The sequence below is a fragment of the Ruegeria sp. YTSC192 genome (genome assembly GCF_059609705.1).
Genome location: NZ_JBXWMG010000001.1, coordinates 1 through 25716, shown reverse-complemented (window position 1 = coordinate 25716; position 25716 = coordinate 1). Strand labels below are relative to the sequence as shown.

The 25716-nt window shown below is 58.4% G+C and carries 21 protein-coding genes and 1 riboswitch; of the genes, 19 read left to right on the top strand and 2 right to left on the bottom strand.

Annotated elements, in window-relative coordinates; all coding sequences use genetic code 11:
* The first annotated feature begins 54 nt into the window (after nucleotides 1-54).
* From ccoG to rplA, 9 genes are all read left to right on the top strand, one after another.
* Nucleotides 55-1482 carry a cytochrome c oxidase accessory protein CcoG gene (ccoG, locus tag AC2FD8_RS00105; RefSeq protein WP_496853970.1) on the top strand — a complete coding sequence of 476 codons (1428 nt, stop codon included), beginning with the start codon at nucleotides 55-57 and terminating at the stop codon, nucleotides 1480-1482.
* 2 nt (nucleotides 1483-1484) lie between these two features.
* Nucleotides 1485-1943: a FixH family protein gene (locus tag AC2FD8_RS00100; protein WP_496853971.1), complete on the top strand. Its 459-nt coding sequence runs from the start codon at nucleotides 1485-1487 to the stop codon at nucleotides 1941-1943.
* A 4-nt stretch (nucleotides 1944-1947) separates the two neighbouring features.
* Entirely contained in the window at nucleotides 1948-4125 is a 2178-nt protein-coding gene (locus AC2FD8_RS00095; RefSeq protein WP_496853972.1) for a heavy metal translocating P-type ATPase, read from the top strand.
* A 5-nt stretch (nucleotides 4126-4130) separates the two neighbouring features.
* Nucleotides 4131-4289 carry a cbb3-type cytochrome oxidase assembly protein CcoS gene (ccoS, locus tag AC2FD8_RS00090; protein ID WP_170375394.1) on the top strand — a complete coding sequence of 53 codons (159 nt, stop codon included), beginning with the start codon at nucleotides 4131-4133 and terminating at the stop codon, nucleotides 4287-4289.
* A 101-nt stretch (nucleotides 4290-4390) separates the two neighbouring features.
* Nucleotides 4391-4588 (top strand): preprotein translocase subunit SecE, encoded by a 198-nt coding sequence (secE, locus tag AC2FD8_RS00085; RefSeq protein ID WP_050605011.1) that lies wholly within the window; start codon nucleotides 4391-4393, stop codon nucleotides 4586-4588.
* 211 nt (nucleotides 4589-4799) lie between these two features.
* Complete coding sequence (gene nusG, locus AC2FD8_RS00080; RefSeq protein WP_496853973.1) at nucleotides 4800-5333, top strand: transcription termination/antitermination protein NusG; 534 nt, start codon at nucleotides 4800-4802, stop codon at nucleotides 5331-5333.
* A gap of 146 nt (nucleotides 5334-5479) precedes the next feature.
* A riboswitch (cobalamin riboswitch) is annotated at nucleotides 5480-5622 on the top strand.
* A gap of 53 nt (nucleotides 5623-5675) precedes the next feature.
* The gene (locus tag AC2FD8_RS00075) at nucleotides 5676-6356 is read left to right on the top strand and encodes an energy-coupling factor ABC transporter permease (RefSeq protein WP_496853974.1); all 681 of its coding nucleotides are present in this window, start codon (nucleotides 5676-5678) and stop codon (nucleotides 6354-6356) included.
* A 292-nt stretch (nucleotides 6357-6648) separates the two neighbouring features.
* Nucleotides 6649-7098: a 50S ribosomal protein L11 gene (gene rplK, locus AC2FD8_RS00070; RefSeq protein WP_113791694.1), complete on the top strand. Its 450-nt coding sequence runs from the start codon at nucleotides 6649-6651 to the stop codon at nucleotides 7096-7098.
* 1 nt (nucleotide 7099) lies between these two features.
* Complete coding sequence (gene rplA, locus AC2FD8_RS00065) at nucleotides 7100-7798, top strand: 50S ribosomal protein L1 (protein WP_496853975.1); 699 nt, start codon at nucleotides 7100-7102, stop codon at nucleotides 7796-7798.
* A gap of 62 nt (nucleotides 7799-7860) precedes the next feature.
* On the opposite strand, the gene AC2FD8_RS00060 is transcribed toward rplA, so the two are convergent.
* On the bottom strand, nucleotides 7861-8820 hold the full coding sequence (locus tag AC2FD8_RS00060) for a phosphotransferase family protein (protein ID WP_496853976.1): 960 nt from the start codon (nucleotides 8818-8820) through the stop codon (nucleotides 7861-7863).
* A gap of 434 nt (nucleotides 8821-9254) precedes the next feature.
* Between AC2FD8_RS00060 and rplJ the strand changes: the two genes are divergently transcribed.
* The 6 genes from rplJ (at nucleotide 9255) to AC2FD8_RS00030 (ending at nucleotide 21117) form a co-directional block, all read left to right on the top strand.
* The gene (rplJ, locus tag AC2FD8_RS00055; RefSeq protein WP_496853978.1) at nucleotides 9255-9773 is read left to right on the top strand and encodes a 50S ribosomal protein L10; all 519 of its coding nucleotides are present in this window, start codon (nucleotides 9255-9257) and stop codon (nucleotides 9771-9773) included.
* A gap of 79 nt (nucleotides 9774-9852) precedes the next feature.
* Nucleotides 9853-10227, top strand: a complete 375-nt coding sequence (rplL, locus tag AC2FD8_RS00050; RefSeq protein ID WP_037314964.1) for a 50S ribosomal protein L7/L12 — start codon at nucleotides 9853-9855, stop codon at nucleotides 10225-10227.
* 250 nt (nucleotides 10228-10477) lie between these two features.
* Nucleotides 10478-14611, top strand: coding sequence for a DNA-directed RNA polymerase subunit beta (rpoB, locus tag AC2FD8_RS00045; RefSeq protein WP_496853979.1), 4134 nt, complete (start codon nucleotides 10478-10480; stop codon nucleotides 14609-14611).
* A gap of 49 nt (nucleotides 14612-14660) precedes the next feature.
* Nucleotides 14661-18902, top strand: coding sequence for a DNA-directed RNA polymerase subunit beta' (gene rpoC, locus AC2FD8_RS00040; RefSeq protein ID WP_496853980.1), 4242 nt, complete (start codon nucleotides 14661-14663; stop codon nucleotides 18900-18902).
* Nucleotides 18903-19045: 143 nt separating this feature from the next.
* Nucleotides 19046-20119 (top strand): PLP-dependent cysteine synthase family protein, encoded by a 1074-nt coding sequence (locus AC2FD8_RS00035; RefSeq protein WP_496853981.1) that lies wholly within the window; start codon nucleotides 19046-19048, stop codon nucleotides 20117-20119.
* Between the two features lie 128 nt (nucleotides 20120-20247).
* Nucleotides 20248-21117, top strand: coding sequence for a DMT family transporter (locus AC2FD8_RS00030; protein WP_496853982.1), 870 nt, complete (start codon nucleotides 20248-20250; stop codon nucleotides 21115-21117).
* Here the strand turns inward: AC2FD8_RS00030 and AC2FD8_RS00025 are convergent.
* Entirely contained in the window at nucleotides 21102-21917 is an 816-nt protein-coding gene (locus AC2FD8_RS00025; protein ID WP_496853983.1) for a putative rhamnosyl transferase, read from the bottom strand. The two genes, AC2FD8_RS00030 and AC2FD8_RS00025, sit on opposite strands and share 16 nt — an antisense overlap.
* Before the next feature lie 395 nt (nucleotides 21918-22312).
* Between AC2FD8_RS00025 and rpsL the strand changes: the two genes are divergently transcribed.
* The 4 genes from rpsL to AC2FD8_RS00005 form a co-directional block, all read left to right on the top strand.
* Complete coding sequence (rpsL, locus tag AC2FD8_RS00020) at nucleotides 22313-22684, top strand: 30S ribosomal protein S12 (protein ID WP_005621086.1); 372 nt, start codon at nucleotides 22313-22315, stop codon at nucleotides 22682-22684.
* Nucleotides 22685-22699: 15 nt separating this feature from the next.
* Nucleotides 22700-23170: a 30S ribosomal protein S7 gene (gene rpsG / locus AC2FD8_RS00015; RefSeq protein ID WP_008756926.1), complete on the top strand. Its 471-nt coding sequence runs from the start codon at nucleotides 22700-22702 to the stop codon at nucleotides 23168-23170.
* Nucleotides 23171-23188: 18 nt separating this feature from the next.
* The gene (gene fusA, locus AC2FD8_RS00010) at nucleotides 23189-25306 is read left to right on the top strand and encodes an elongation factor G (protein ID WP_496853985.1); all 2118 of its coding nucleotides are present in this window, start codon (nucleotides 23189-23191) and stop codon (nucleotides 25304-25306) included.
* Nucleotides 25307-25366: 60 nt separating this feature from the next.
* The coding region (locus AC2FD8_RS00005) for a GTP-binding protein (protein ID WP_496853986.1) at nucleotides 25367-25716 on the top strand (350 nt) is incomplete at its 3' end.

Below are 25716 nucleotides of genomic sequence, written 5' to 3'. Positions count from 1 at the left end.
CGTCCATGATCTGGAAGAACACACTACCATAAGACCCATCCTTGGAGCCAGCCAGTGAGCGATTCCGACCCCGCCCCCAGTTTATATGCCGCACGAGAGCCAATCTTTCCGAGGCGTGTCTCAGGTCCGTTCCGGAACCTGAAATGGATTATCCTGATTGTAACTTTGGGGATCTACTACATTACCCCATGGATAAGATGGGACCGTGGGCCCAGCCTGCCCGATCAGGCTGTGTTGCTGGATCTGGCCAACCGCCGCTTCTATTTTTTCTGGATCGAAATCTGGCCGCACGAATTCTACTTTGTCGCGGGCCTGCTGATCATGGCCGGTCTTGGCCTGTTCCTGTTCACGTCGGCCTTGGGCCGGGTGTGGTGCGGATATGCCTGCCCGCAGACCGTCTGGACCGACCTGTTCATTCTGGTCGAGCGCTGGATCGAGGGTGACCGCAACGCGCGCTTGCGCCTGCACCGGCAAAAGAAAATGGACCTCCGCAAGGCCCGGTTGCGTCTGACGAAATGGATCGCGTGGTTCCTGATCGGCCTCGCAACTGGTGGGGCCTGGGTGTTCTACTTTGCCGACGCGCCGACCTTGTTGCGCGATCTGGTGACCGGTAACGCGCATCCCGTTGCCTATACGACCATGTTGATCCTGACCGGCACCACCTTCCTGTTTGGCGGCTTCGCGCGTGAACAGATCTGCATCTATGCCTGTCCATGGCCACGCATTCAGGCCGCGATGATGGACGAGGATACTCTGGTCGTCGGCTACCGCGAATGGCGCGGTGAGCCGCGCGGCAAGGGCAAACGTACGGCCGATTCAGAACTAGGCGATTGCATCGATTGCATGGCCTGCGTGAATGTCTGCCCCGTTGGTATCGACATTCGCGATGGTCAGCAGTTGGAGTGCATCACCTGCGCCCTGTGCATCGACGCCTGCGACGACATGATGGCCAAGATCGGCAAACCACGGGGTTTGATCGACTATATGGCGCTGAGTGATGAGGTGCATGAACGCGCAGGTCAGCCCCCTAAGAATATCTGGAAACACATTCTGCGTCCTCGCACCATCATGTATACCGCGTTGTGGTCTCTGGTCGGTTTTGCGCTGCTGTTTGCCCTGTTCATCCGGTCAGATATCGACCTGACGGTGGCGCCTGTGCGCAATCCGACCTTTGTGACGATGTCGGACGGCACAATTCGCAACACCTATGACGTGCGTCTGCGCAACAAACATGGCGAAGAGCGTCCGTTCGATCTGTCACTGACCGGCGATCCGGCCTTGGCTCTGGAAATCGAAGGCGTTGACGGGCAAACTGTGATTGTGGCCCCTGATACCGCGCAGCTGGTGCGCGTCTATATCACGGCGGCGCGTGACACAGGGCCTGCGGGTGCGGATACGTCTGCGGTTCGGATCTGGGTCGAGGATATCGACAGTGGCGAACGCGCCTATAAAGACACAAGCTTCAACGGACGAGGGAACTGATCATGTCCGAGCGGAAATTCACTGGCAAACACGCCCTTGCGGTGTTCGTGTGTGCGTTTGGTGTGATCATCACGGTGAACCTGATCCTGGCCTATAGCGCGGTCAAAACCTTCCCGGGGCTTGAGGTCAAGAACTCCTACGTTGCCAGTCAGGAGTTCAACGACCGTCTCAAGGAGCATCAGGCCTTGGGCTGGGAAGTGCGCGCTGAAAACACGGGCGGTCTGCTGATCCTGCACATCACAGACGCCACCGGCGCCCCGGTACAGGTGGCCGAGTTGCAGGCCGTCGTGGGCCGCGCCACTCATGTACGGGATGATTTCACGCCCGACTTCACCTTTGACGGGCTTGCCTATGCAACGCCTGCGACGCTGGGTAAGGGGAACTGGAACATCCGTCTGGTCGCCCGCGATCATTCGGGGGCCGAGTTCGCTCAGCGGGTTCCTTTGTACGTGAAAGGGTAGGGCGGTGACGGCTCAGCTTTCCTCAGGCACGGCGGCTTGTCCTGGGTGTATCGCCGCCCCGGCGGAACCTGCGCGGCCAATCCCAGAGGATGTGCAGATTGCACTGTCTTTGCCCGGCATCCATTGCTCGGCCTGTATCGCCAATGTCGAGCGGGCGTTGAACGCCCATCCCGGGGTCGAAGACGCGCGCGTCAACCTGACCCTGAAACGTGCGATGATCAAAGCCGCGCCTGAAATGCGCGCTTCTGATCTGATCCCGGTGCTGGAGCGCGCGGGCTATGAGGCGCATGAGCTGGACGCCGGAGCCCTGTCGGCCACCAACGCGGACAAGGCGGGGCGTGATCTGCTGATGCGCCTGGCAGTGGCCGGGTTTGCCTCGATGAACGTGATGCTGTTGTCGGTCTCGGTCTGGTCAGGGGCGACGGACGCGACGCGGGACATGTTCCACTGGATATCTGCTGCTATCGCCCTGCCTGCGATTGCTTTCTCGGCCCAGCCCTTCTTCGCCAACGCGTGGTCCGCTTTGCGTGTGCGCCGGCTGAACATGGATGTGCCGATTGTTCTGGCGATCCTGCTGGCGCTGGTGACGTCGCTTTGGGAAACAGCGCTTAGCGGCGAACACGCCTATTTCGACGCCGCCCTGACGCTGACCTTCTTCTTGCTGGCAGGCCGGTATTTAGACTACCGCACCCGCGCCGTCGCGCGGTCTGCGGCTGAGGAACTGACAGCGCTAGAGGTTCCCCGCGCCCTTCGACTGATCGACGGCACCGAAGAAGAGGTCGCTGTATCCACCCTGGCCGTCGATGACCTGATCCTTGTGCGGCCCGGAGGGCGGATGCCGGTAGACGGCCAGATTGTCTCGGGCCAGTCGGAATTGGACCGCTCCCTGCTGACGGGTGAGACCCTGCCGGTATTTGCCGAGGCAGGCCAGATTGTCAGCGCGGGCGAGGTCAACCTGACCGGCCCTCTGACCATCCGCGCCACAGCGGTTGGCGAAGATACATCCCTGCATCGCATGGCCGATCTGGTGGCCATCGCTGAATCCGGCCGGTCTCGATATACCTCGCTGGCGGACAAGGCAGCCAAGCTCTATGCCCCCGGCGTTCACATCCTGTCGGCGCTCAGCTTTCTGGGTTGGTACATCTATTCCGGCGACTTGCGTACGGCCCTGAACATCGCGGCGGCGGTGTTGATCATCACCTGCCCCTGTGCGCTCGGGCTGGCGGTTCCTGCGGTGACCACGGCGGCCTCGGGCCGGTTGTTCCGCAAGGGGATGCTGATCAAACACGCCACTGCGCTTGAACGTCTGGCCGAGGTCGATACGGTTGTCTTCGACAAGACCGGCACGCTGACCTCAGGCGCGCCAGAGGTGGTGAATCTGGGCGATCAAACCACTGCCGACCTTGAAATCGCGCTGGCTCTGGCCGAGGCGTCAGCGCATCCTTTGTCGGTCGCTCTGGCCAAAGCCGCGCGTGAGGCCGGGATCACACCCGCTAAGCTAGGCAACATCACCGAGGTTCCGGGCTATGGCACCGAGGCCCAGTATCGAAACCAGCGCGTGCGCCTGGGACGCGCGGCTTGGGTCGGTGCGGAACACGGGGTCGAGACCTCTGCCTGGCTGTCCGTTGGACCCAATGCGCCGGTGGCCTTCCGATTCACCGATGCCCTGCGACCGGGCGCGGCCGAGGCCGTTTGTGACTTCGCCAAAGCTGGAAAGCAGGTGATGCTGATTTCGGGCGATTCGACAGGTGCGGTGAAAGCGCTGGCCGAGAAACTGGGGATCGAGAACTGGATTGCCGAAGCGCTGCCTCAGGATAAGGCGCAGTGCATTCAGGACCTCAGCGAACAGGGCCACAAGGTCTTGATGGTAGGTGATGGTCTGAACGATACGGCGGCCCTCGCGGCGGCGCATGTGTCCATCTCACCGGCCTCGGCCCTGGATGCGGCGCGCGTTGCGTCTGACATCGTACTGCTGGGAACTGACCTGTCCCCCATCGCGGATGCCTGCGACACTGCCGTCAAAGCCACGAAACGGATTCGCGAGAACTTCCGCATTGCGACCGTATACAACGTGATTGCGGTGCCGCTGGCGGTGATCGGGCTGGCCACGCCTTTGATTGCGGCGTTGGCGATGTCGACCTCGTCGATTACCGTATCCCTGAACGCCCTACGGCTGAGGTAACTGCCATGGAAGTGCTCGCTTATCTGATCCCGATTTCCCTGTTTCTGGGCGGAATTGGCTTGGTTGCTTTTGTCTACACGGTCCGCTCGAACCAATACGAGGACCCCGAGGGCGACGCGCGCCGTATCCTCAGCGATGAATGGGACGACAAACCCAAGCAATAGCTGGCTGAGGGTGCAATATCACAGTTGATCCCAACCGCCCTTGAAATTGCCGCAATGCCCGGCTATGTCCGGCCTATCCGCAAGCAGAGAGATCCCGCCAAATGGCTACCACCAACCCGATCCAGTTCATTCAGCAAGTTCGAGCCGAAGTTTCCAAGGTCGTCTGGCCGACCCGGCGCGAGGTGCTGTTGACCACGGTCATGGTGTTCATCATGGCTGCTCTGACCGCTGTTTTCTTTGCTCTGGTCGATCTGGGCATTCGTGGCGGCTTGCAACTGATCCTGGGCGCGTTCAGCTAACCGCTCTCAGGCGCGGAAACACCGCAGCCCCCCTTGCACAGCGCTGAATCTCAGAGTAGTTCACACGGGACTATTCGGAATGGGCGTGTGGCGATTCGGGCTGCGCGCCGCTTTTTATTCCGGAACACGCGGGCAGGCCGCGACAGGATTTCAATACAGGGCGAACCCGCGATGCGGGACTTGGCCCAAGACAAACAAGGACGACAGGTTCATGGCGAAACGGTGGTACTCGGTCAGCGTTCTTTCGAATTTCGAAAAGAAGATCGCAGAGCAGATCCGCACGTCGGTGGCTGAACAGGGCCTTGAGGACGATATCGACGAAGTACTGGTCCCCACCGAAGAGGTGATCGAAGTGCGTCGGGGCAAGAAAGTCACGACCGAGCGCCGCTTCATGCCCGGCTACGTGCTGGTGCATATGGAAATGTCGGATCAGGGCTATCACCTGATCAACTCGATCAACCGCGTCACCGGCTTCCTTGGTCCCCAAGGCCGTCCGATGCCGATGCGCGACGCCGAGGTAAACCAGATCCTGAACCGCGTTCAGGAAGGTGAAGAAGCGCCCAAGCTGATGATCAGCTTCGAGGTCGGCGAGAAGGTCAAAGTCAACGACGGCCCGTTCGAGGATTTCGACGGCATGGTCGAAGGCGTGGACGACGAAGCGCAAAAGCTGAAGGTTTCGGTCTCGATCTTTGGTCGGGAAACGCCGGTGGAACTGGACTTTACGCAGGTCACCAAGCAGGGCTGAAACCACTCTCAGCGAATTGCTATCAGCCGCGATGTCCGACACATCGCGGCTTTCTTTTTTTAAAGCGGCATTGCGCGAACGTGCATTCAAAATTCGCTGTCGCACGATCAAATGCCGCAGACATAGCTTGTCCCCGACCTTTGCCCATGTAATGTCGCGCTGATGGTGGCCTTCGAGAGGAGGTCTTAATTGGGAACCGGGTGAAAATCCCGGACTGCCCCCGCAACTGTAAGTAGCCAAAGATTGTTGAGCTACAAGTCAGGATACCTGCCATCTTAGCGCAACCGCCGGGAGATTCCGGCCCTTCTACATGCGTCGGGTGGACGCGAAAGGAACTCTACAATGCATATCGAACCTGGCGTCGTTGATGGCGCAAAAATGGTCTTCGCCTACGGGACGGCTGCGGCCGCCGCAGGTTATTCTTTGAAACTGATTAACGATGATCTCAAAACCCATTCCATAGCCTCATTCTGTGTACGCTGGGTTGTTGCCGCAATCGGCGTTTTCATTTTCTTCGAAGTCTTCCCGCATTTCGCGGTTGGCATCTCAGAGGTGCATTTCATATTGGGCACGACCCTGTTCTTGCTGCTTGGGGCTGGTCCGGCGGCGCTTGGCCTGGCGGGTGGTCTGGCAATCCAGGGCTTCCTGTTTGCGCCGTCTGATTTGCCGATGTACTTCGTCAACATCTCGACCCTGCTGTTCCCGCTATTCGCGGTGGATGCGCTGGCCAAGAAGATCATTCCGCCAAGCGTCAGCTATGTCGATCTGCAGTATCTGGACGTGCTAAAGCTGTCTGCCGTCTATCAGGGCGGCGTTGTTGCCTGGGTCGCTTTCTGGGCAATTTACGGGCAAGGCGTTGGTGCCGAAAACCTCTCGGCCGTGACCAGCTTTGGTATGGCATACCTGTTGGTGATCGTGATCGAACCGGTTGCCGATCTGGCGGTGCTTGCGAGTGCCAAAGGCATGCGGGCCTTGACCGACCGGGGCATCTTCACCCACCGCTTGCACAACGCCGCTGCATAGGTGCAAAACCATTGATCTGTGGCGCACACCGCGCCACAGATCACTTTGACCGGTTAGCGAAACGGTCACACGCATTGGCAACGTGCCCCTTTGCTTGCTCGGCTTCGGACGCGGTCACTCCGACTTCCATCAGTCGCCCCCTTGCCAACCCCTCCGTTCCCCTGTAAACGCCGCCTCTATCGTCTTCGGGCGAGATTCTCTCGTGGGAGGTTTCAGGGATCGCGATCCCGGATCGGACCACGCAACATAAACTGGTCGGGGCGCGCCCCAACCGAGTTGAAAGGAAAACCAAATGGCCAAGAAGCTTGCTGGTACAATGAAGCTGCAGGTTCCTGCAGGTCAGGCGAACCCGTCGCCGCCAGTTGGTCCGGCGCTGGGTCAGCGCGGCATCAACATCATGGAATTCTGCAAGGCGTTCAACGCCAAGACCGCAGACATGGAGCAAGGCGCCCCTTGCCCGACCGTGATCACCTATTATCAGGACAAGTCCTTCACCATGGACATCAAGACGCCGCCCGCGTCTTATTACCTGAAAAAAGCGGCTGGTCTGAAGCCGGTTGGCAAGCGTAACCGCCCCCGTGGTGCGGAAAACCCCGGTCGTGAGACCGTGGCAACCGTGACCACCAAGCAGGTTCGCGAAATCGCCGAAGCCAAAATGAAAGATCTCAACGCCAACGACGTCGAAGGCGCAATGCAGATCATCCTGGGCTCGGCCCGCTCTATGGGCATCGAGGTGAAGTAAGATGGCAAAACTCGGTAAACGTACCCGCGCTGCGCGCGAAGCTGTCGCTGGCAAGGAAAACCTGTCGGTTGAAGAAGCAGTTGCCCTGGTAAAAGGCAACGCGACCTCGAAATTTGACGAGACCATCGAAATCGCGATGAACCTGGGCGTTGACACCCGTCACGCAGACCAGATGGTTCGTGGCGTTGTTGGCCTGCCGAACGGCACCGGCAAAGCGATGCGCGTTGCTGTATTCGCTCGTGGCCCCAAGGCTGATGAGGCGAAAGAAGCTGGCGCAGACATCATTGGCGCGGAAGACCTGATGGAAACCATTCAGGGCGGCACCATTGAATTCGATCGCTGCATCGCGACCCCTGACATGATGCCAATCGTTGGCCGTCTGGGTAAAGTTCTGGGCCCGCGCAACCTGATGCCGAACCCCAAAGTCGGCACCGTGACCATGGACGTGAAAGCGGCCGTGGAAGCAGCCAAGGGCGGCGAAGTACAGTTCAAAGCTGAAAAAGGTGGTGTTGTTCACGCCGGTGTTGGCAAAGCGTCATTTGACGAAGCCAAGCTGGCCGAAAACGTTCGCGCCTTCATCTCGGCTGTTGCAAAAGCCAAGCCGTCGGGCGCCAAAGGCACCTACATGAAGAAAATCGCACTCAGCTCGACCATGGGCCCGGGTGTGACTCTGGACGTGGCGGCTGCTGCGGGCGAATAAGCCTTAGTGCAGACGCAATAATCCTCGAAACCCGAGTAGCGCAAGCTGCTCGGGTTTTTTTGTTAGCGAAAGGCCTGTTGCAGACGCGATTGCAGCCGGTCGCGTTTGCGCAGCTCAAAATCGCTGCAGGTGACGTCAGGTTGCCAGAGGCGCAGCCAGTCTTTCAGCAATCGACCCCGCAAGCAGCAATCGAGGATCTGAGTGTCAATCGGGTGGCGGTACTGGCGGAAGAACATCTCTTTGTTGCGGGCCAGAACGCCGCTGCGGTCGACGTCCTGGTCGGCCCCGTTCCGGAAGATGTCTGCCTTTAGAAAATCGACGATGTCATAGACGGCCAGTTTGTCGCGGGCTTCGGTGAAATCCAGCCCGATGGCGGTGCCTTGGCCCATGATCAGGTTCAGGCCGTGAAAATCCCCATGAGAGAACACACGCAGGTCGGGGCGGTTTCTCAGGGCTGCGGCTTCGGCCAGAAACACCTCGACCATGGGCTGGCTGATCTCTGCGATATGCGAGGGAACGTGGGCGGATTGCTCGCGTATGTTGTCGGTCATCCAGCGCGGTCGAAACGCGTAATCCGTGGCGTTGTGAATCCCGTGAAGGTCATGCAGCCACGACCCTGCGCGTCGGTAGATTTGCGCCACCTGGGCGTCGTCGTCGCTGTTGTAGATGATATCCGTTGCGGTCGGGCGCTCGACAAATTCGGTCACCATGAACGCGCCGCCTGGCGAAAGGTAGACCGGGCGGACGACGCGGCTGTTTTTCGAGGATTTGAACTGCTCGGTCAGTTGCAGCAGCAGGTTGAACTCTTTGCTGAGACGTCCTGTTTCAGGCGACAACGTATCAAGCTTCAACGCGTAGAGGCGGTTTGATGTTTCGACCCTCCACACCAGACGCGTGTCAGGAAAAGCATGAGAGCGGCAGAGAAACCGTACTTGCGTGATGGGCGTGCCCAGACAGTCCTGCGCCAGCTCGTGGGCGCAGGCGCTGGCCTTGTCGAATTCTTGCAGAGTAACGTCTGTCATTTTGCCTCGGGCTGGTGCTGTTTCGGGCACTCATATCGGAGGTGACCGTAGCTGAAACGTACTGTCAATGACATTGCTGACGTCTGTTGACCTTCGGGCGGATGGCCCTGTGTAAAAGGGGCGATTCCCGCCATGAGGCCGAACGCGCAGATAGGGCATTTTACCTCTTGGAAACTCACTCCAACTGCCCTAAGTAGAGCTACGAAATAAAGCGTGCGATTCGTCGTGCGCTTTATTTTGTTTCGTCCAAGACGGTGGGTGGGTCCATATGGCCCCTTAATTCCCTGCCTGAGACGGGTAAGACCAAAGAATTCTGAGGGTTCGGCCCTCGGGCGCATTTTGGCCAATCCCGTAACAACGGACCTAAACGCCGGGGTTTCGACCGCGGCAAATATGAGCCGGGGTGAGATATCGCCCCAAACTTGGAGAGAACTGTGGATAGAGCCCAGAAAGAGAAAGTGGTCGAAGAACTCGGCCAAATCTTCGAAAGCTCTGGCGTCGTAGTGGTTTCGCACTACGCCGGTCTGACAGTTGCCGAGATGCAGGACCTTCGCGCACGTGCTCGTGACGCGGGTGGTGCCGTGCGTGTTGCCAAGAACAGGCTCGCCAAAATCGCCCTTGAGGGTAAGCCGTGTGAAAGCATGGCCGACCTGCTGACAGGGATGACCGTTCTGACCTATTCCGAGGACCCCGTGGCAGCAGCCAAGGTGGCCGAGGACTTCGCCAAGGAGAACAAAAAGTTCGAAATCCTTGGCGGTGCAATGGGCGAGAACGCTCTGGACCGCAAAGGCGTTGAAGCCGTTTCGAAAATGCCGTCTCGTGACGAGCTTATTGCTCAGATCGCAAGCTGCATTGGCGCACCTGCTTCGAACATCGCCGGCGCGATTGGCGCACCTGCAAGCAACATCGCAAGCATCCTTTCCACCATCGAAGAGAAGGCGGAAGCTGCGTAAGCGGTTGGCACTGAATGATCTGCGTAGGGGAATGCCCCTGACGTTGGAACACACACTGTAAACGGAAAGAGCTGATAAAATGGCTGATCTGAAAGCACTCGCAGAAAGCATCGTGGGTCTGACCCTGCTGGAAGCACAAGAACTGAAAACCATCCTCAAAGACGAATATGGCATCGAGCCCGCAGCTGGCGGCGCAGTTGTCATGGCAGCCGGTGGCGACGCCGGTGGCGCAGCTGAGGAAGAAAAAACCGAATTCGACGTCGTTCTGAAGAATGCCGGCGCTTCGAAAATCAACGTGATCAAAGAAGTTCGCGGCATCACCGGTCTGGGCCTGAAAGAAGCCAAAGAACTGGTCGAAGCTGGCGGCAAGATCAAAGAAGGCGTGTCGAAAGACGAAGCCGAAGAAGTCAAAGGCAAGCTGGAAGCAGCTGGCGCCGAAGTCGAGCTGGCCTAAGCCAACCGACAGGCGTATCGCTGATACGCCGCAAAATTTGGCTGGGCCCGGAGAAATCCGGGTCCAGCCGAACCTGTCTTAGAAAGGGCCTCATGATGTGGGGCGTTTTCTAAGACACGGTTTTCGGATCGGGAGGCCGCCTTCGGGACGGTGGCCACGAATTGATCCGGGCGTGTCGTCTCGAATGTGCAAGATGCCGGGGCCCGACGGTGTCTTTGCCCGCTGAGAACATCGAAAGGTGACATCTGACATGGCTCAAACGTTCCTTGGCCAGAAACGTCTTCGTAAATATTACGGCAAAATCCGCGAAGTGCTGGAAATGCCGAACCTCATTGAGGTGCAGAAATCTTCTTATGATCTTTTCCTGCGCTCCGGCGATGCAGAACAGCCCGCAGACGGCGAAGGCATCAAAGGCGTGTTTCAGTCGGTTTTCCCGATCAAGGATTTCAACGAAACCTCCGTTCTGGAGTTCGTGAAATACGATCTGGAAAAACCGAAATACGACGTCGAAGAATGCATGCAGCGTGACATGACCTACAGCGCACCGCTGAAGGTTACTCTGCGTCTGATCGTGTTTGATGTCGATGAAGACACCGGCGCGAAATCGGTTAAAGATATCAAAGAACAGGACGTGTTCATGGGCGACATGCCCCTGATGACGCCGAACGGGACGTTCATTGTGAACGGCACCGAGCGTGTGATCGTGTCCCAGATGCACCGTTCGCCCGGTGTGTTCTTTGACCATGACAAGGGCAAGACCCATTCCTCGGGCAAACTGCTGTTTGCCTGCCGCATCATCCCGTATCGCGGCAGCTGGCTGGACTTTGAGTTCGACGCCAAGGACATCGTCTTCGCCCGTATCGACCGCCGCCGCAAACTGCCTGTGACAACCCTGCTATATGCGCTGGGTCTGGATCAGGAAGCGATCATGGACGCGTATTACAGCACCGTGTCTTACAAGCTGGACAAGAAGAAAGGCTGGATTGCACCCTTCTTCCCCGAGCGTGTACGCGGCACCCGCCCGACCTATGATCTGGTTGACGCCAAATCCGGTGAGGTGATTGCCGAAGCGGGCAAGAAAGTCACCCCGCGCGCGGTCAAGAAGCTGATCGACGAAGGCAGCGTCACCAACCTGCTGGTTCCGTTCGATCATATCGTTGGCAAATTTGTCGCCAAAGACATCATCAACGAAGAAACCGGCGCGATCTATGTCGAAGCCGGGGACGAGCTGACGCTGGAATATGACAAAGACGGCGAACTGATCGGTGGCACAGTCAAGGAATTGGTTGATGCGGGCATCACCGACATTCCGGTTCTGGACATCGACAACATCAATGTCGGTCCTTACATGCGCAACACCATGGCTGCTGACAAGAACATGGGCCGTGATACCGCGCTGATGGATATCTACCGCGTTATGCGTCCGGGTGAGCCGCCCACCGTCGAGGCCGCTTCGGCCCTGTTCGACACGCTGTTCTTCGACAGCGAGCGGTATGACCTGTCCGCCGTTGGTCGCGTGAAGATGAACATGCGTCTGGCACTGGATGCGCCGGACACCCTGCGCACTCTGCGCCGTGAAGACATCGTGGCCTGCATCAAGGCGCTGGTAGAGCTGCGTGACGGCAAAGGCGACGTGGACGATATCGACCACCTCGGCAACCGTCGGGTACGTTCGGTCGGCGAACTGATGGAAAACCAGTACCGCGTTGGCCTGCTGCGCATGGAGCGCGCGATCAAAGAGCGTATGTCGTCGGTCGAGATCGACACCGTGATGCCGCAGGATCTGATCAACGCGAAACCGGCTGCGGCTGCTGTTCGCGAATTCTTCGGCTCGTCGCAGCTGTCGCAGTTCATGGACCAGACCAACCCGCTGTCGGAAGTGACCCACAAACGCCGTCTCTCGGCGCTTGGCCCCGGCGGTCTGACGCGTGAGCGCGCGGGCTTTGAGGTGCGCGACGTACACCCGACTCACTATGGCCGGATGTGCCCGATTGAAACGCCGGAAGGTCCGAACATCGGTCTGATCAACTCGCTGGCCACCTTCGCCCGCGTGAACAAGTATGGCTTCATCGAAACACCCTACCGCGTCGTCAAAGACGCCGAGGTGACCGATGAGGTTCACTACATGTCCGCGACCGAGGAAATGCGTCACACCGTGGCGCAGGCGAACGCGACGCTGGACGGCGATGGCAAGTTCATCAACGATCTGGTGTCGACCCGTCAGGCCGGTGACTACACGCTTGCCCCGCGCGAGAATGTGGACCTGATCGACGTTTCGCCGAAACAGTTGGTCTCGGTCGCAGCATCGCTGATCCCGTTCCTTGAAAATGACGACGCCAACCGCGCTCTGATGGGTTCGAACATGCAACGTCAGGCGGTTCCGCTGCTGCGGGCCGAGGCACCGCTGGTCGGTACCGGCATCGAGGAAAAGGTTGCGATCGACTCGGGCGCTGCGATCCAGGCGAAACGTGCCGGTATCATCGACCAGGTCGATGCCCAGCGTATCGTTATCCGCGCCACCGAAGATCTGGAACTGGGCGATGCTGGCGTTGACATCTACCGTCTGCGCAAGTTCCAGCGGTCGAACCAGAACACCTGCATCAACCAGCGTCCGCTGATCAAGGTGGGTGACACGGTTCAGAAGGGCGAAGTGATTGCTGATGGTCCGTCCACCGATATTGGTGAACTGGCCCTTGGTAAGAACGTGGTCGTCGCGTTCATGCCGTGGAACGGCTACAACTACGAAGACTCGATCCTGATCTCGGAACGTATCGCGCGCGATGACGTCTTTACCTCGGTCCATATCGAGGAATTCGAAGTCGCCGCCCGTGACACCAAGCTGGGCCCGGAAGAGATCACCCGCGACATCCCGAACGTCGGTGAAGAAGCGCTGCGCAACCTCGACGAGGCGGGCATCGTTTACATCGGTGCGGATGTTGAGCCGGGCGATATTCTGGTCGGCAAGATCACTCCGAAGGGCGAAAGCCCGATGACTCCGGAAGAAAAGCTGCTGCGCGCCATCTTTGGCGAAAAAGCATCTGACGTGCGTGACACCTCGCTGCGCGTGAAGCCGGGCGATTACGGTACGGTCGTTGAGGTCCGCGTCTTCAACCGTCACGGTGTGGAAAAAGACGAGCGTGCGCTGCAGATCGAGCGTGAGGAAGTCGAACGTCTTGCCCGTGACCGGGACGACGAGCTGGCGATCCTTGACCGCAACATCTATGCGCGTCTGCAAGGCCTGATCCTGGGTAAAACCGCTGTCAAAGGCCCGAAAGGCGTCAAGGCAGGGTCGGTGATCACCGAGGAGCTGCTGGAAACCCTGACCCGTGGTCAGTGGTGGCAGCTGGCGCTGGAAGGTGAGCAGGACGCACAGATCGTTGAGGCTCTGAACGAGCAGTACGAAGTGCAAAAGCGTGCTCTGGACGCCCGTTTCGAAGACAAGGTCGAGAAAGTCCGCCGTGGCGACGACTTGCCGCCGGGTGTGATGAAGATGGTCAAAGTCTTCATCGCCGTGAAGCGCAAGTTGCAGCCGGGCGACAAGATGGCCGGTCGTCACGGAAACAAAGGTGTGATTTCCAAGGTTGTTCCGATGGAAGACATGCCGTTCCTGGCCGATGGTACGCCGGTTGACTTCTGTCTGAACCCGCTGGGTGTGCCTTCGCGTATGAACGTTGGTCAGATCCTTGAAACCCATATGGGTTGGGCCGCGCGCGGTCTGGGTCTGAACATCGATGACGCTCTGGGTGAATACCGCCGCTCCGGCGACCTGACCCCGGTGCGCGAAGCGATGAAACTGGCTTATGGCGAGAATGTCTATGAAGAAGGCATTGCCGGCATGGACGAAGGTCACCTGATCGAGGCTGCGGGCAATGTGACCCGCGGTGTTCCGATCGCGACCCCGGTCTTTGACGGTGCCAAAGAGGCTGATGTCAACGACGCGCTGGTGCGTGCGGGCTTCTCGGAAAGCGGTCAGTCGGTTCTGTTCGACGGTCGTACGGGTGAGCAATTCGCACGTCCGGTGACCGTGGGCATCAAGTACCTGCTGAAACTGCACCACCTGGTGGACGACAAAATCCACGCGCGTTCGACCGGGCCGTACAGCCTGGTGACCCAGCAGCCGCTGGGTGGTAAGGCGCAGTTCGGTGGTCAGCGCTTTGGTGAGATGGAGGTCTGGGCACTGGAAGCTTACGGCGCCGCCTACACCCTGCAGGAAATGCTGACGGTGAAATCGGATGACGTCGCCGGTCGGACCAAGGTCTATGAGTCGATCGTCAAGGGCGAGGATAACTTTGAAGCGGGCGTACCGGAATCGTTCAACGTTCTGGTGAAAGAAGTCCGTGGCCTCGGCCTGAATATGGAACTCCTGGATGCGGAGGAAGAGTAGGGGCGGCAACGCCCCACACTCATCCCATCCCAATTTGTAAGGACGCAAAATGAACCAGGAAATCACCAACAACCCGTTCAACCCGCTGACGCCCCCGAAGGTTTTCGACGAGATCAAGGTCTCGCTGGCGTCGCCCGAGCGGATTCTGTCTTGGTCCTATGGCGAGATCAAGAAACCCGAAACCATCAACTACCGGACGTTCAAGCCTGAACGTGACGGTCTGTTCTGCGCGCGTATCTTTGGCCCGATCAAAGATTACGAATGTCTGTGCGGCAAATATAAGCGGATGAAGTATCGCGGCGTTGTCTGCGAGAAATGCGGTGTCGAAGTCACCCTGCAGAAAGTCCGTCGTGAGCGTATGGGCCACATCGAACTGGCCGCGCCCGTCGCACACATCTGGTTCCTGAAATCGCTGCCGTCCCGCATCGGCCTGATGCTGGACATGACGCTGCGCGATCTGGAACGCGTTCTGTACTTTGAAAACTATGTTGTCATCGAGCCCGGTCTGACCGACCTGTCCTATGGCCAGATGCTGACCGAAGAAGAGTACATGGACGCGCAGGATGCCTATGGCATGGACGCGTTCACCGCGAATATCGGTGCCGAAGCCATCCGTGAGATGCTGGCCCAGATCGATCTGGAAGCCGAAGCCGAGCAGCTGCGCGCTGATCTGGCCGAAGCCACCGGCGAGCTGAAGCCCAAGAAGATCATCAAGCGTCTGAAGGTTGTCGAATCCTTCCTCGAGTCGGGCAACCGGCCTGAGTGGATGGTGATGACCGTGATCCCGGTCATTCCGCCGGAACTGCGTCCGCTGGTTCCGCTGGATGGTGGCCGTTTCGCGACTTCGGATCTGAACGATCTGTATCGCCGCGTCATCAACCGGAACAACCGTCTGAAGCGTCTGATCGAGCTGCGCGCGCCTGACATCATCGTCCGCAACGAAAAGCGGATGTTGCAGGAATCCGTTGACGCTCTATTCGACAACGGCCGTCGTGGCCGCGTGATCACCGGCGCCAACAAGCGTCCGCTGAAATCGCTGTCGGACATGCTGAAAGGTAAGCAGGGTCGCTTCCGTCAGAACCTTCTGGGTAAGCGCGTCGACTTCTCGGGCCGTTCGGTCATCGTGACCGGTCCGGAGCTTAAGCTGCACCAGTGTGGTCTGCCCAAGAAGATGGCGTTGGAGCTGTTCAAGCCGTTCATCTACTCGCGCCTTGAAGCCAAGGGTCTGTCTTCGACTGTCAAACAGGCGAAGAAACTGGTCGAGAAAGAACGCCCCGAAGTGTGGGATATCCTCGATGAGGTGATCCGCGAACACCCTGTCATGCTGAACCGTGCGCCGACGCTGCACCGTCTTGGCATTCAGGCGTTCGAACCGGTTCTGATCGAAGGTAAAGCGATCCAGCTGCATCCGCTGGTCTGCTCGGCCTTTAACGCCGACTTCGACGGGGACCAGATGGCCGTTCACGTCCCGCTGAGCCTTGAGGCACAGCTGGAAGCGCGTGTTCTGATGATGTCGACGAACAACGTTCTGTCGCCTGCCAACGGCGCGCCGATCATCGTTCCGTCGCAGGATATGATCCTGGGTCTCTACTATGTGACCCTGGAACGCGAAGGCATGCCGGGCGAAGGCAAGTTGTTCGGTTCGATCGACGAAGTTCAGCACGCGCTGGACGCCGGTGAAGTGCATCTGCACACCAAGATCACCGCGCGGATCACGCAGATCGACGACGAAGGCAACGAAGTTCAGAAGCGTTTCGAGACCACTCCGGGCCGTTTGCGTCTGGGTGCCTTGCTGCCGATGAACAACAAAGCGCCGTTCGAGCTGGTCAACCGCCTGCTGCGGAAGAAAGAAGTGCAGCAGGTGATCGACACCGTCTACCGCTATTGCGGTCAGAAAGAGTCGGTCATTTTCTGCGACCAGATCATGTCGATGGGCTTCAAGGAAGCGTTCAGGGCGGGCATCTCGTTCGGTAAGGACGATATGGTTATTCCTGATGACAAGTGGGGCATCGTTGATGATACCCGCAGTCAGGTGAAGGACTTTGAACAACAGTACATGGACGGCCTGATCACTCAGGGTGAAAAGTACAACAAAGTTGTTGATGCCTGGTCGAAATGTAACGACCGCGTCACCGAGGCGATGATGAGCACCATCTCGTCGTCGGAACGGGCAGAGAATGGTTCTGAACAGGAACCGAACTCGGTCTACATGATGGCTCACTCCGGTGCGCGTGGCTCGGTCACTCAGATGAAACAGCTGGGCGGTATGCGCGGCCTGATGGCCAAGCCGAACGGCGACATCATCGAGACGCCGATCATCTCGAACTTTAAGGAAGGTCTGACCGTTCTCGAGTACTTCAACTCGACCCACGGTGCCCGTAAGGGTCTGTCGGATACCGCTCTGAAGACGGCGAACTCGGGTTACCTGACCCGTCGTCTGGTGGACGTGGCGCAGGACTGTATCGTTCGTGAGATCGACTGTGGAACCGAGCGTGCGATCACTGCCGAAGCCGCCGTCAACGACGGTGAGGTTGTTGCCTCGCTGGCCGAACGTGTGCTGGGCCGTGTCTCTGCCGATGACGTTCTGCGTCCGGGTACGGATGAGGTTCTGGTTGCCGCTGGTCAGCTGATCGACGAACGTATGGCAGATACCATTGACGAGGCCGGTGTCGCGTCGATGCGCATCCGCTCGCCTCTGACCTGTGAGTCCGAGGAAGGCGTTTGTGCCACCTGCTACGGTCGTGACCTTGCACGCGGCACCATGGTGAACACGGGTGAGGCTGTCGGCATCATCGCCGCCCAGTCGATCGGTGAACCCGGTACGCAGCTAACGATGCGGACATTCCACATCGGCGGTGTTGCGCAGGGTGGTCAGCAGTCGTTCCAGGAAGCCAGCCAGGAAGGTGTCGTTTCCTTCGAGAACCCGCAGATTCTGGTCAATGCCGCAGGCGAAAGCCTGGTGATGGGTCGGAACATGAAGCTGGTGATCAAGGACGAACACGGCGAAGAGCGGGCCAGCCACAAGCTGGGCTACGGCTCGAAGCTGTTCGTCAAGGACGGCGCATCGGTTGCCCGTGGCGACAAGCTGTACGAATGGGACCCCTACACTCTGCCGATCATCGCCGAGAAAGCCGGTACTGCAAAATATGTCGACCTTGTTTCGGGCATTGCTGTCCGTGATGAGACCGATGATGCAACCGGTATGACCCAGAAGATCGTGATCGACTGGCGCGCGGCCCCCAAAGGCAGCGACCTCAAGCCCGAGATCATTCTTGTGGGCGAAGATGGAGAGCCGGTCCGCAACGATGCGGGCAACCCGGTTCACTATCCGATGTCGGTGGATGCGATCCTGTCGATCGAAGACGGTCAGCAGATCGAAGCCGGTGAAGTTGTCGCGCGTATCCCGCGTGAAGGCGCCAAGACCAAGGACATCACCGGTGGTCTGCCGCGTGTGGCCGAATTGTTCGAAGCACGTCGTCCGAAAGATCACGCGATCATCGCAGAAGCCGATGGTTACGTACGCTTTGGCCGCGACTACAAGAACAAGCGTCGCATCAGCATCGAACCGGCGGACGAGTCCATGGAGACCATCGAATACATGGTACCCAAGGGCAAGCACATCCCGGTCGCCGAAGGGGACTTCATCCAGAAGGGTGAATACCTGATGGACGGTAACCCGGCTCCGCATGACATCCTGTCCATCATGGGTGTCGAAGCGCTGGCGGATTACATGATCGACGAGGTGCAGGACGTCTATCGTCTGCAGGGCGTGAAGATCAACGACAAGCACATCGAGGTTATCGTGCGCCAGATGCTGCAGAAGTGGGAGATCCTGGATTCAGGCGACACCACCCTGCTGAAAGGCGAACATGTCGACAAGCAGGAGTTCGACGCAGCCAACGAGAAGACCCTCTCGCGCGGTGGTCGTCCGGCTCAGGGCGAACCGATCCTGCTGGGGATCACCAAAGCCTCGCTGCAGACGCGTTCGTTCATCTCGGCGGCGTCGTTCCAGGAAACCACTCGTGTTCTGACCGAAGCTTCGGTTCAGGGCAAGAAAGACAAGCTGGTTGGCCTGAAAGAGAACGTCATCGTTGGTCGCCTGATCCCCGCGGGTACCGGTGGCGCAACTCAGGCCGTTCGCCACATCGCGCAGTCGCGTGACAACGTGGTCATCGAAGCCCGCCGGGAAGAGGCCGAAGCCGCTGCTGCTTTGGCAGCACCCAGCTTTGACGACGACATGGTGGGTGATGAGTTGGACGTTCTGGTGGAAACACCGGAAAGCCGCGAGTAACCCTCGGACTTTGGAAACAGAAAAGGCCCTGCGATTTCGCGGGGCCTTTTTCATTTGGGTGCTCCACGAGAACTCTCATAAAGATAGTTATGAATGTGATCTGGTTTGTGGCATGTTTGGTGAAACCAGAGGAGGGGGCCGCCATGACAACCCGACAAACGCAAGGGCGCAAGCGCCTTTATGACAGCATTCTGGACACCGTCGGAGACACGCCCTGCGTGCGCGTCAACAGGATCGCGCCCCCAAACGTGACGGTCTATGTGAAGTTCGAAGCGTTCAACCCCGCCAGTTCGGTCAAGGACCGCCTGGCGCTGAACATCATCGAAGCGGCCGAGCGGGACGGTCGGCTTAAACCGGGTCAAACGGTGGTTGAGGCGACCTCGGGCAATACCGGGATCGGGCTGGCGATGGTCTGCGCGGCCAAGGGCTATCCTCTGGTGGTGACCATGGCTGACAGTTTCTCGGTCGAGCGGCGCAAGCTGATGCGGTTTCTGGGGGCAAAGGTTGTCCTGACCCCGCGCGCCCAGAAAGGGTTCGGCATGTACACCAAGGCCAAGGAACTGGCCGAGCAGAATGGCTGGTTCCTCGCCAGCCAGTTTGAAACCGCCGCCAATGCCGACATTCATGAAAACACCACCGCGCGAGAGATTCTGGCGGATTTCGACGGGCAGAAGCTTGACTATTGGGTGACGGGTTATGGCACCGGCGGAACCGTCTCTGGCGTGGCTCGGGTTCTGAGGAAAGAACGCCCGGAGACGAAGATTATCCTGACGGAACCTGCGAATGCAGCCATTGTCGCGTCAGGCTATGTCAACACCCGCAACGACACGCATCAGCCGATGGAAAGCCATCCGAATTTCGAGCCGCATCCGATTCAGGGCTGGACGCCTGATTTCATCCCCTGGGTCCTGCAGGAGGCTATAGATAACGCCTATTATGATGAGTTGATCCCAGTGCCCGGCGCAGACGGTATTGCCTGGTCGCGCCGTCTGGCTGCGGAAGAGGGGATTTTCACCGGCATATCAGGTGGATCCACATTTGCTGTGGCGATGAAACTGGCTGAGACCGCTCCGGATGGGTCGGTGATGCTCGTGATGCTTCCGGATACTGGCGAGCGCTATCTTTCGACCCCGTTGTTTGAAGGCGTGGAAGAAGAGATGACAGAGGAAGAAATTGCGATTTCGAATTCGACGCCATCGGCGCAGATGACGGATTGAAGCGGCTGGACAACAACCAGTTGCAGTCGCTCTGCGTGGAAATATTTCTGGATTAATCCGCGCGAATTGACTTTGCGTCAGTTTGAAGCGTGAATACTACCATTGTTTAAAGACCGAGTATTGTTTGAATGAGTCCGAATGTTAAAGGCGCACTGTTGATGATGGCCAGCATGGCCGCATTTACAGTGAACGACACGCTGGTCAAAGTCGCGCTGCGAGAGTTGCCCTTGTTTCAGCTGGTTGCGATCCGGGGTGCTTTGGCGACTCTGCTCGTTTACGGTTTGGCGCGTCATCTTGGGGCGTTGCATCTGAACTTTTCTCGGCATGACAAATGCCTGGTCTCGATCCGCTGTGTCGCCGAACTTTCTGCTACGTTTTTCTTCCTGACCGCGCTCAAGAATATGCCCTTGGCAAATGTCACGGCGGTTCTTCAGGTGCTGCCGTTGACCGTAACGCTCGGGGCAGTTCTGTTCTTTTCGGAACATATAGGTTGGCGGCGGATCATGGCGATTGTTGTTGGCTTCATGGGCATGCTGCTGATCGTGCGACCCGGACCTGACGGGTTCAGCGTCTATGCGATCTATGCGTTGCTGGCCGTGGTCTCGGTGACGATCCGCGACCTGATCACGCGGCGTATGTCGCCGCAGGTTCCGTCACTGGTGGTTACACTTGCCACATCGCTGTCGATCTCGGTCGCTGCGGGTTTGGTGTCGGCTTTTGAAGGCTGGGTCATCGTGTCCGGCGACAATGCTGTTTTGGTGGCATCGGCAGCCGTGTTTGTCCTGATCGGGTATTTGTGCAGCGTGATGGTGATGCGAGAAGGCGAGGTCGGGTTCATTGCGCCCTTCCGATACTCCAGCCTGATCTGGGCCTTGGGCTTGGGCTGGGCCGTGTTTGGCGAATGGCCGGATGCGGTGACGTTGTTCGGGGCCGGGCTGGTTGTCGCGGCTGGCTTGTTTACTCTGTTTCGCGAAAGATCCGCTCAGGGCGCGCCGTGAACTTGCCGGACGATGCTTTGGTCAATGGCAAAGCGGGCGATGAACTCTCCCTCAAGTTCGGGGCTGAGGGCTGCAAGTTCACGATCATAGTTGCGCGCCCCGCGCGAATCGTTGAACCCGTTCAGAGACCGCACCCACATCGGCGCATCAGTATAGCTGACAACGGGCATGAAACGCCCCATGCGATGATGGGTAAAGCTGATGATGGTCTGTTTACATCCGCCAGCGATGTGCATTCCAAGGCCCACGCCCAATAGCGATTTATGTGTGGCTTTCGCGGAAATCCCGTCAGCATTCAAACGAGCAAAGAATCCTTGGTTGAAGTCAATGCCGACAATGGTGTTACGCTCCATCAGGCCCTTGCTGTCGCGCGCGGCTTCGCGCAGACGTTCGACGAAATCCACCGATACGGCGTCGTCATCGTCATGGCGGAATTGAATGCAGGGCTGATCCGGGTCTTTGCGGGCCGCGTTCAGGATATCCTTCATGATATGGCGATGTGATTTGTCGGCCTGGGGTGATTCCTGAACGATCCGAACCTGTTTCACATCTGCGGTCAGGTCGTGCAGCCGATCATAGGCGTCTTTGGGCAGGCAGTCCCCGATCACCACCAGCAGCTCGAAATCCTCGTCGGTATGGTCGCGAAAACAGGGCAGGGTCGAGGATTCAAACAACCTGAACCTCTCTTCCAGACGGACAGGGCTGTAGAGGTGGCGACGCCGATCTTCCAGAGTTTCATGTTCGGTCTGAAAGCTGCCAAGGGCCGGAAAGGAAAAGCGGCAAAGGCCGATAACCTGCATCTGTCATCCATCGCTAAGAGGTCTGCGCGCACTATGCCGGGCTATGCCTGCACCCGCAACGCAAGAAGAGGCTGGCCGGTGCGCGCAATCGTTGATAACACAGCGCAATCCGGCCAGCTTGACGCGCTGATGCAAGTGCTGTTGACACTTGGGCCGACTCCCCCTATTACGCCCGTCATCTCGGTACCGGGGGCCGCCCCAAAACCGATCTCAGTAATGAACTGGTCAAGGCCCGGACACTTTTATCGTTCGCGCCCTCTGATAACCAACCGCGACGTTCACCTCGGAATGGGAACGCTCGCGGGTTTTGCGCTTGTGGACGCATAAGTGCAGCGAATTTAACCGCACGCATCCGCGTGCATGTCTATGTGTTGCAAAACGGGGATATAACCGGAATGCCAACGATCCAACAGCTGATCCGCAAACCGCGGCAGCCGAAAGTAAAACGCTCGAAGTCCATGCACCTGGAGCAGTGCCCGCAGAAACGCGGCGTCTGCACACGTGTTTATACCACCACACCGAAAAAGCCGAACTCGGCGATGCGTAAGGTTGCCAAGGTGCGCCTGACCAACGGGTTCGAGGTCATCTCGTACATCCCCGGTGAAAGCCACAACCTGCAGGAACACTCGGTTGTTCTGATCCGTGGCGGCCGTGTAAAAGACCTTCCCGGTGTGCGTTACCACATCCTGCGCGGTGTTCTGGATACTCAGGGCGTCAAAGACCGTAAGCAACGTCGTTCGAAATACGGCGCGAAGCGTCCCAAGTAAGAAGGAGAGGCTGATATGTCACGTCGTCACGCCGCCGAAAAACGCGAAGTCCTGCCTGACGCCAAATTTGGCGATAAGGTTCTGACAAAATTCATGAACAACCTGATGATCGACGGCAAGAAGTCGGTCGCAGAGCGCATTGTCTACAACGCCTTTGATCGCGTTGAAGGCAAGATCAAGCGCGCACCCGTCGAAGTGTTCCACGAAGCACTCGACAACATCAAACCGTCGGTCGAGGTTCGCTCGCGCCGGGTTGGTGGTGCAACCTATCAGGTTCCGGTCGAAGTGCGCCCCGAGCGCCGCGAAGCACTGGCCATCCGCTGGCTGATCACTGCTGCGCGTGGCCGCAACGAAAACACCATGGAAGAACGCCTCGCCGGCGAGCTGCTGGACGCTGTACAGTCCCGCGGTACTGCCGTTAAGAAGCGCGAAGACACCCACAAGATGGCCGAGGCGAACAAAGCCTTCAGCCACTACCGTTGGTAATTCCAGAGGCTTATCAAAATGGCACGCGAATATACACTCGAACATTACCGTAACTTCGGTATCATGGCGCATATCGATGCGGGTAAGACCACCTGCTCGGAACGCATCCTGTTTTACACCGGCAAATCCCACAATATCGGTGAGGTGCACGATGGTGCAGCCACCATGGACTGGATGGAGCAGGAGCAGGAACGCGGTATCACCATTACCTCGGCTGCGACCACCACGTTCTGGGAACGCACCGAAGACGGTGAAACTGCTGACTCGCCCAAGCACCGCCTGAACATCATCGACACCCCCGGCCACGTTGACTTCACCATCGAAGTTGAACGTTCGCTGGCGGTTCTCGACGGTGCCGTCTGCGTTCTGGACGCAAACGCCGGTGTTGAGCCCCAGACCGAAACCGTGTGGCGTCAGGCTGACCGCTACAAGGTTCCGCGTATGGTGTTCGTCAACAAGATGGACAAGATCGGTGCTGACTTCTTCAACTGCGTTCGCATGATCGAAGACCGTACCGGCGCACGTGCTGTTCCGGTTGGTATCCCGATCGGCGCAGAGACCGAGCTGGAAGGCCTGGTTGATCTGGTCACCATGGAAGAATGGCTGTGGCAGGGCGAAGACCTTGGTGCAAGCTGGGTCAAAGCTCCGATCCGCGACAGCCTGAAAGACATGGCTGACGAATGGCGCGGTAAAATGATCGAAGCGGCCGTCGAAATGGACGACGACGCGATGATGGAATACCTGGAAGGCAATGAGCCCGACGTTCCGACCCTGCGCGCCCTGCTGCGCAAAGGCACCTTGGAAATCGCGTTCGTTCCGGTTCTGGGTGGGTCTGCGTTCAAGAACAAGGGCGTTCAGCCTCTGCTCAACGCTGTGATCGACTATCTGCCCAGCCCGCTGGACGTTGTTGATTACATGGGCTTCAAGCCCGGCGACGAAGAAGAAGTTCGTGACATCGCCCGTCGTGCCGATGACAACATGGCCTTCTCGGGTCTGGCGTTCAAAATCATGAACGACCCCTTTGTTGGCTCGCTGACCTTCACTCGGATCTATTCGGGCACCATGAACAAGGGTGACTCGATCCTGAACTCGACCAAAGGTAAGAAAGAGCGCATCGGTCGTATGATGATGATGCACTCGAACAACCGGGAAGAGATCGAAGAAGCGTTTGCAGGCGACATCATCGCGCTGGCGGGTCTGAAAGACACGACAACCGGTGACACTCTGTGTGACGCGAAGGATCCGGTGGTTCTGGAAACCATGACCTTCCCCGATCCGGTGATCGAGATCGCGGTTGAGCCCAAAACCAAGGGCGACCAAGAGAAGATGTCCCAGGGTCTGGCCCGTCTGGCCGCCGAAGACCCGTCCTTCCGCGTGGAAACTGACCTGGAATCCGGTCAGACCATCATGAAGGGCATGGGCGAACTTCACCTGGACATCCTGGTCGATCGTCTGAAGCGCGAGTTCAAGGTTGAAGCGAACATCGGTGCACCGCAGGTGGCCTATCGTGAAACCATCTCGATGCCGGTTGAACACACCTACACCCACAAGAAACAGTCGGGTGGTTCGGGTCAGTTCGGTGAAGTCAAGCTGGAAATCCAGCCGACCGAGCCGGGCGAAGGTTATTCGTTTGAGTCCCGCATCGTTGGTGGTGCTGTTCCGAAGGAATACATCCCCGGTGTTGAGAAAGGCATCAACTCGGTCATGGATAGCGGCCCGCTGGCTGGCTTCCCCGTGATCGACTTCAAGGTTGCCCTGCTGGACGGTAAGTTCCACGACGTTGACTCGAGCGTTCTGGCGTTCGAAATCGCGGCCCGTATGTGTATGCGTGAAGGCATGCGCAAAGCTGGCGCGAAACTGCTGGAACCGATCATGAAGGTCGAAGTGATCACCCCGGAAGAATATACCGGCGGTATCATCGGCGATCTGACATCGCGTCGGGGCCAGGTGTCTGGACAAGAGCCGCGCGGCAACGCCATCGCCATCGACGCGAACGTTCCGCTGGCCAACATGTTCGGCTACATCAACACTCTGCGTTCGATGTCGTCGGGCCGTGCCCAGTTCACCATGCAGTTCTCGCATTACGATCCGGTTCCGCAGAACATCTCGGACGAGATTCAGGCGAAATACGCATAAGCGACGATTTGGGGGAGCGTGGGTATCACGCTCCCTTCATTACCGAAAAAGGAGGCCATCATGGCAAAGGAAAAGTTTGAGCGTACAAAACCGCACGTCAACATCGGCACGATTGGCCACGTTGACCACGGCAAGACGACGCTGACCGCAGCAATCACCAAGTATTTCGGTGACTTCAAAGCGTATGACCAGATTGACGGTGCGCCGGAAGAGAAAGCGCGCGGCATCACCATCTCGACCGCCCACGTGGAATACGAGACCGAGAACCGCCACTACGCGCACGTTGACTGCCCCGGCCACGCCGACTACGTCAAGAACATGATCACCGGTGCGGCCCAGATGGACGGCGCGATCCTGGTTGTGAACGCCGCTGACGGCCCGATGCCGCAAACGCGTGAGCACATCCTGCT

Bases quoted from the DNA above. Each gene is read 5' to 3' on its own strand.
- AC2FD8_RS00100 (WP_496853971.1), top strand. From the start codon at position 1,485: ATGTCCGAGCGGAAATTCACTGGCAAACACGCCCTTGCGGTGTTCGTG.
- ccoS (WP_170375394.1), top strand. From the start codon at position 4,131: ATGGAAGTGCTCGCTTATCTGATCCCGATTTCCCTGTTTCTGGGCGGA.
- secE (WP_050605011.1), top strand. From the start codon at position 4,391: ATGGCTACCACCAACCCGATCCAGTTCATTCAGCAAGTTCGAGCCGAA.
- nusG (WP_496853973.1), top strand. From the start codon at position 4,800: ATGGCGAAACGGTGGTACTCGGTCAGCGTTCTTTCGAATTTCGAAAAG.
- AC2FD8_RS00075 (WP_496853974.1), top strand. From the start codon at position 5,676: ATGCATATCGAACCTGGCGTCGTTGATGGCGCAAAAATGGTCTTCGCC.
- rplK (WP_113791694.1), top strand. From the start codon at position 6,649: ATGGCCAAGAAGCTTGCTGGTACAATGAAGCTGCAGGTTCCTGCAGGT.
- rplA (WP_496853975.1), top strand. From the start codon at position 7,100: ATGGCAAAACTCGGTAAACGTACCCGCGCTGCGCGCGAAGCTGTCGCT.
- AC2FD8_RS00060 (WP_496853976.1), bottom strand. From the start codon at position 8,820: ATGACAGACGTTACTCTGCAAGAATTCGACAAGGCCAGCGCCTGCGCC.
- rplL (WP_037314964.1), top strand. From the start codon at position 9,853: ATGGCTGATCTGAAAGCACTCGCAGAAAGCATCGTGGGTCTGACCCTG.
- rpoB (WP_496853979.1), top strand. From the start codon at position 10,478: ATGGCTCAAACGTTCCTTGGCCAGAAACGTCTTCGTAAATATTACGGC.
- rpoC (WP_496853980.1), top strand. From the start codon at position 14,661: ATGAACCAGGAAATCACCAACAACCCGTTCAACCCGCTGACGCCCCCG.
- AC2FD8_RS00035 (WP_496853981.1), top strand. From the start codon at position 19,046: ATGACAACCCGACAAACGCAAGGGCGCAAGCGCCTTTATGACAGCATT.
- AC2FD8_RS00030 (WP_496853982.1), top strand. From the start codon at position 20,248: ATGAGTCCGAATGTTAAAGGCGCACTGTTGATGATGGCCAGCATGGCC.
- AC2FD8_RS00025 (WP_496853983.1), bottom strand. From the start codon at position 21,917: ATGCAGGTTATCGGCCTTTGCCGCTTTTCCTTTCCGGCCCTTGGCAGC.
- rpsL (WP_005621086.1), top strand. From the start codon at position 22,313: ATGCCAACGATCCAACAGCTGATCCGCAAACCGCGGCAGCCGAAAGTA.
- rpsG (WP_008756926.1), top strand. From the start codon at position 22,700: ATGTCACGTCGTCACGCCGCCGAAAAACGCGAAGTCCTGCCTGACGCC.
- fusA (WP_496853985.1), top strand. From the start codon at position 23,189: ATGGCACGCGAATATACACTCGAACATTACCGTAACTTCGGTATCATG.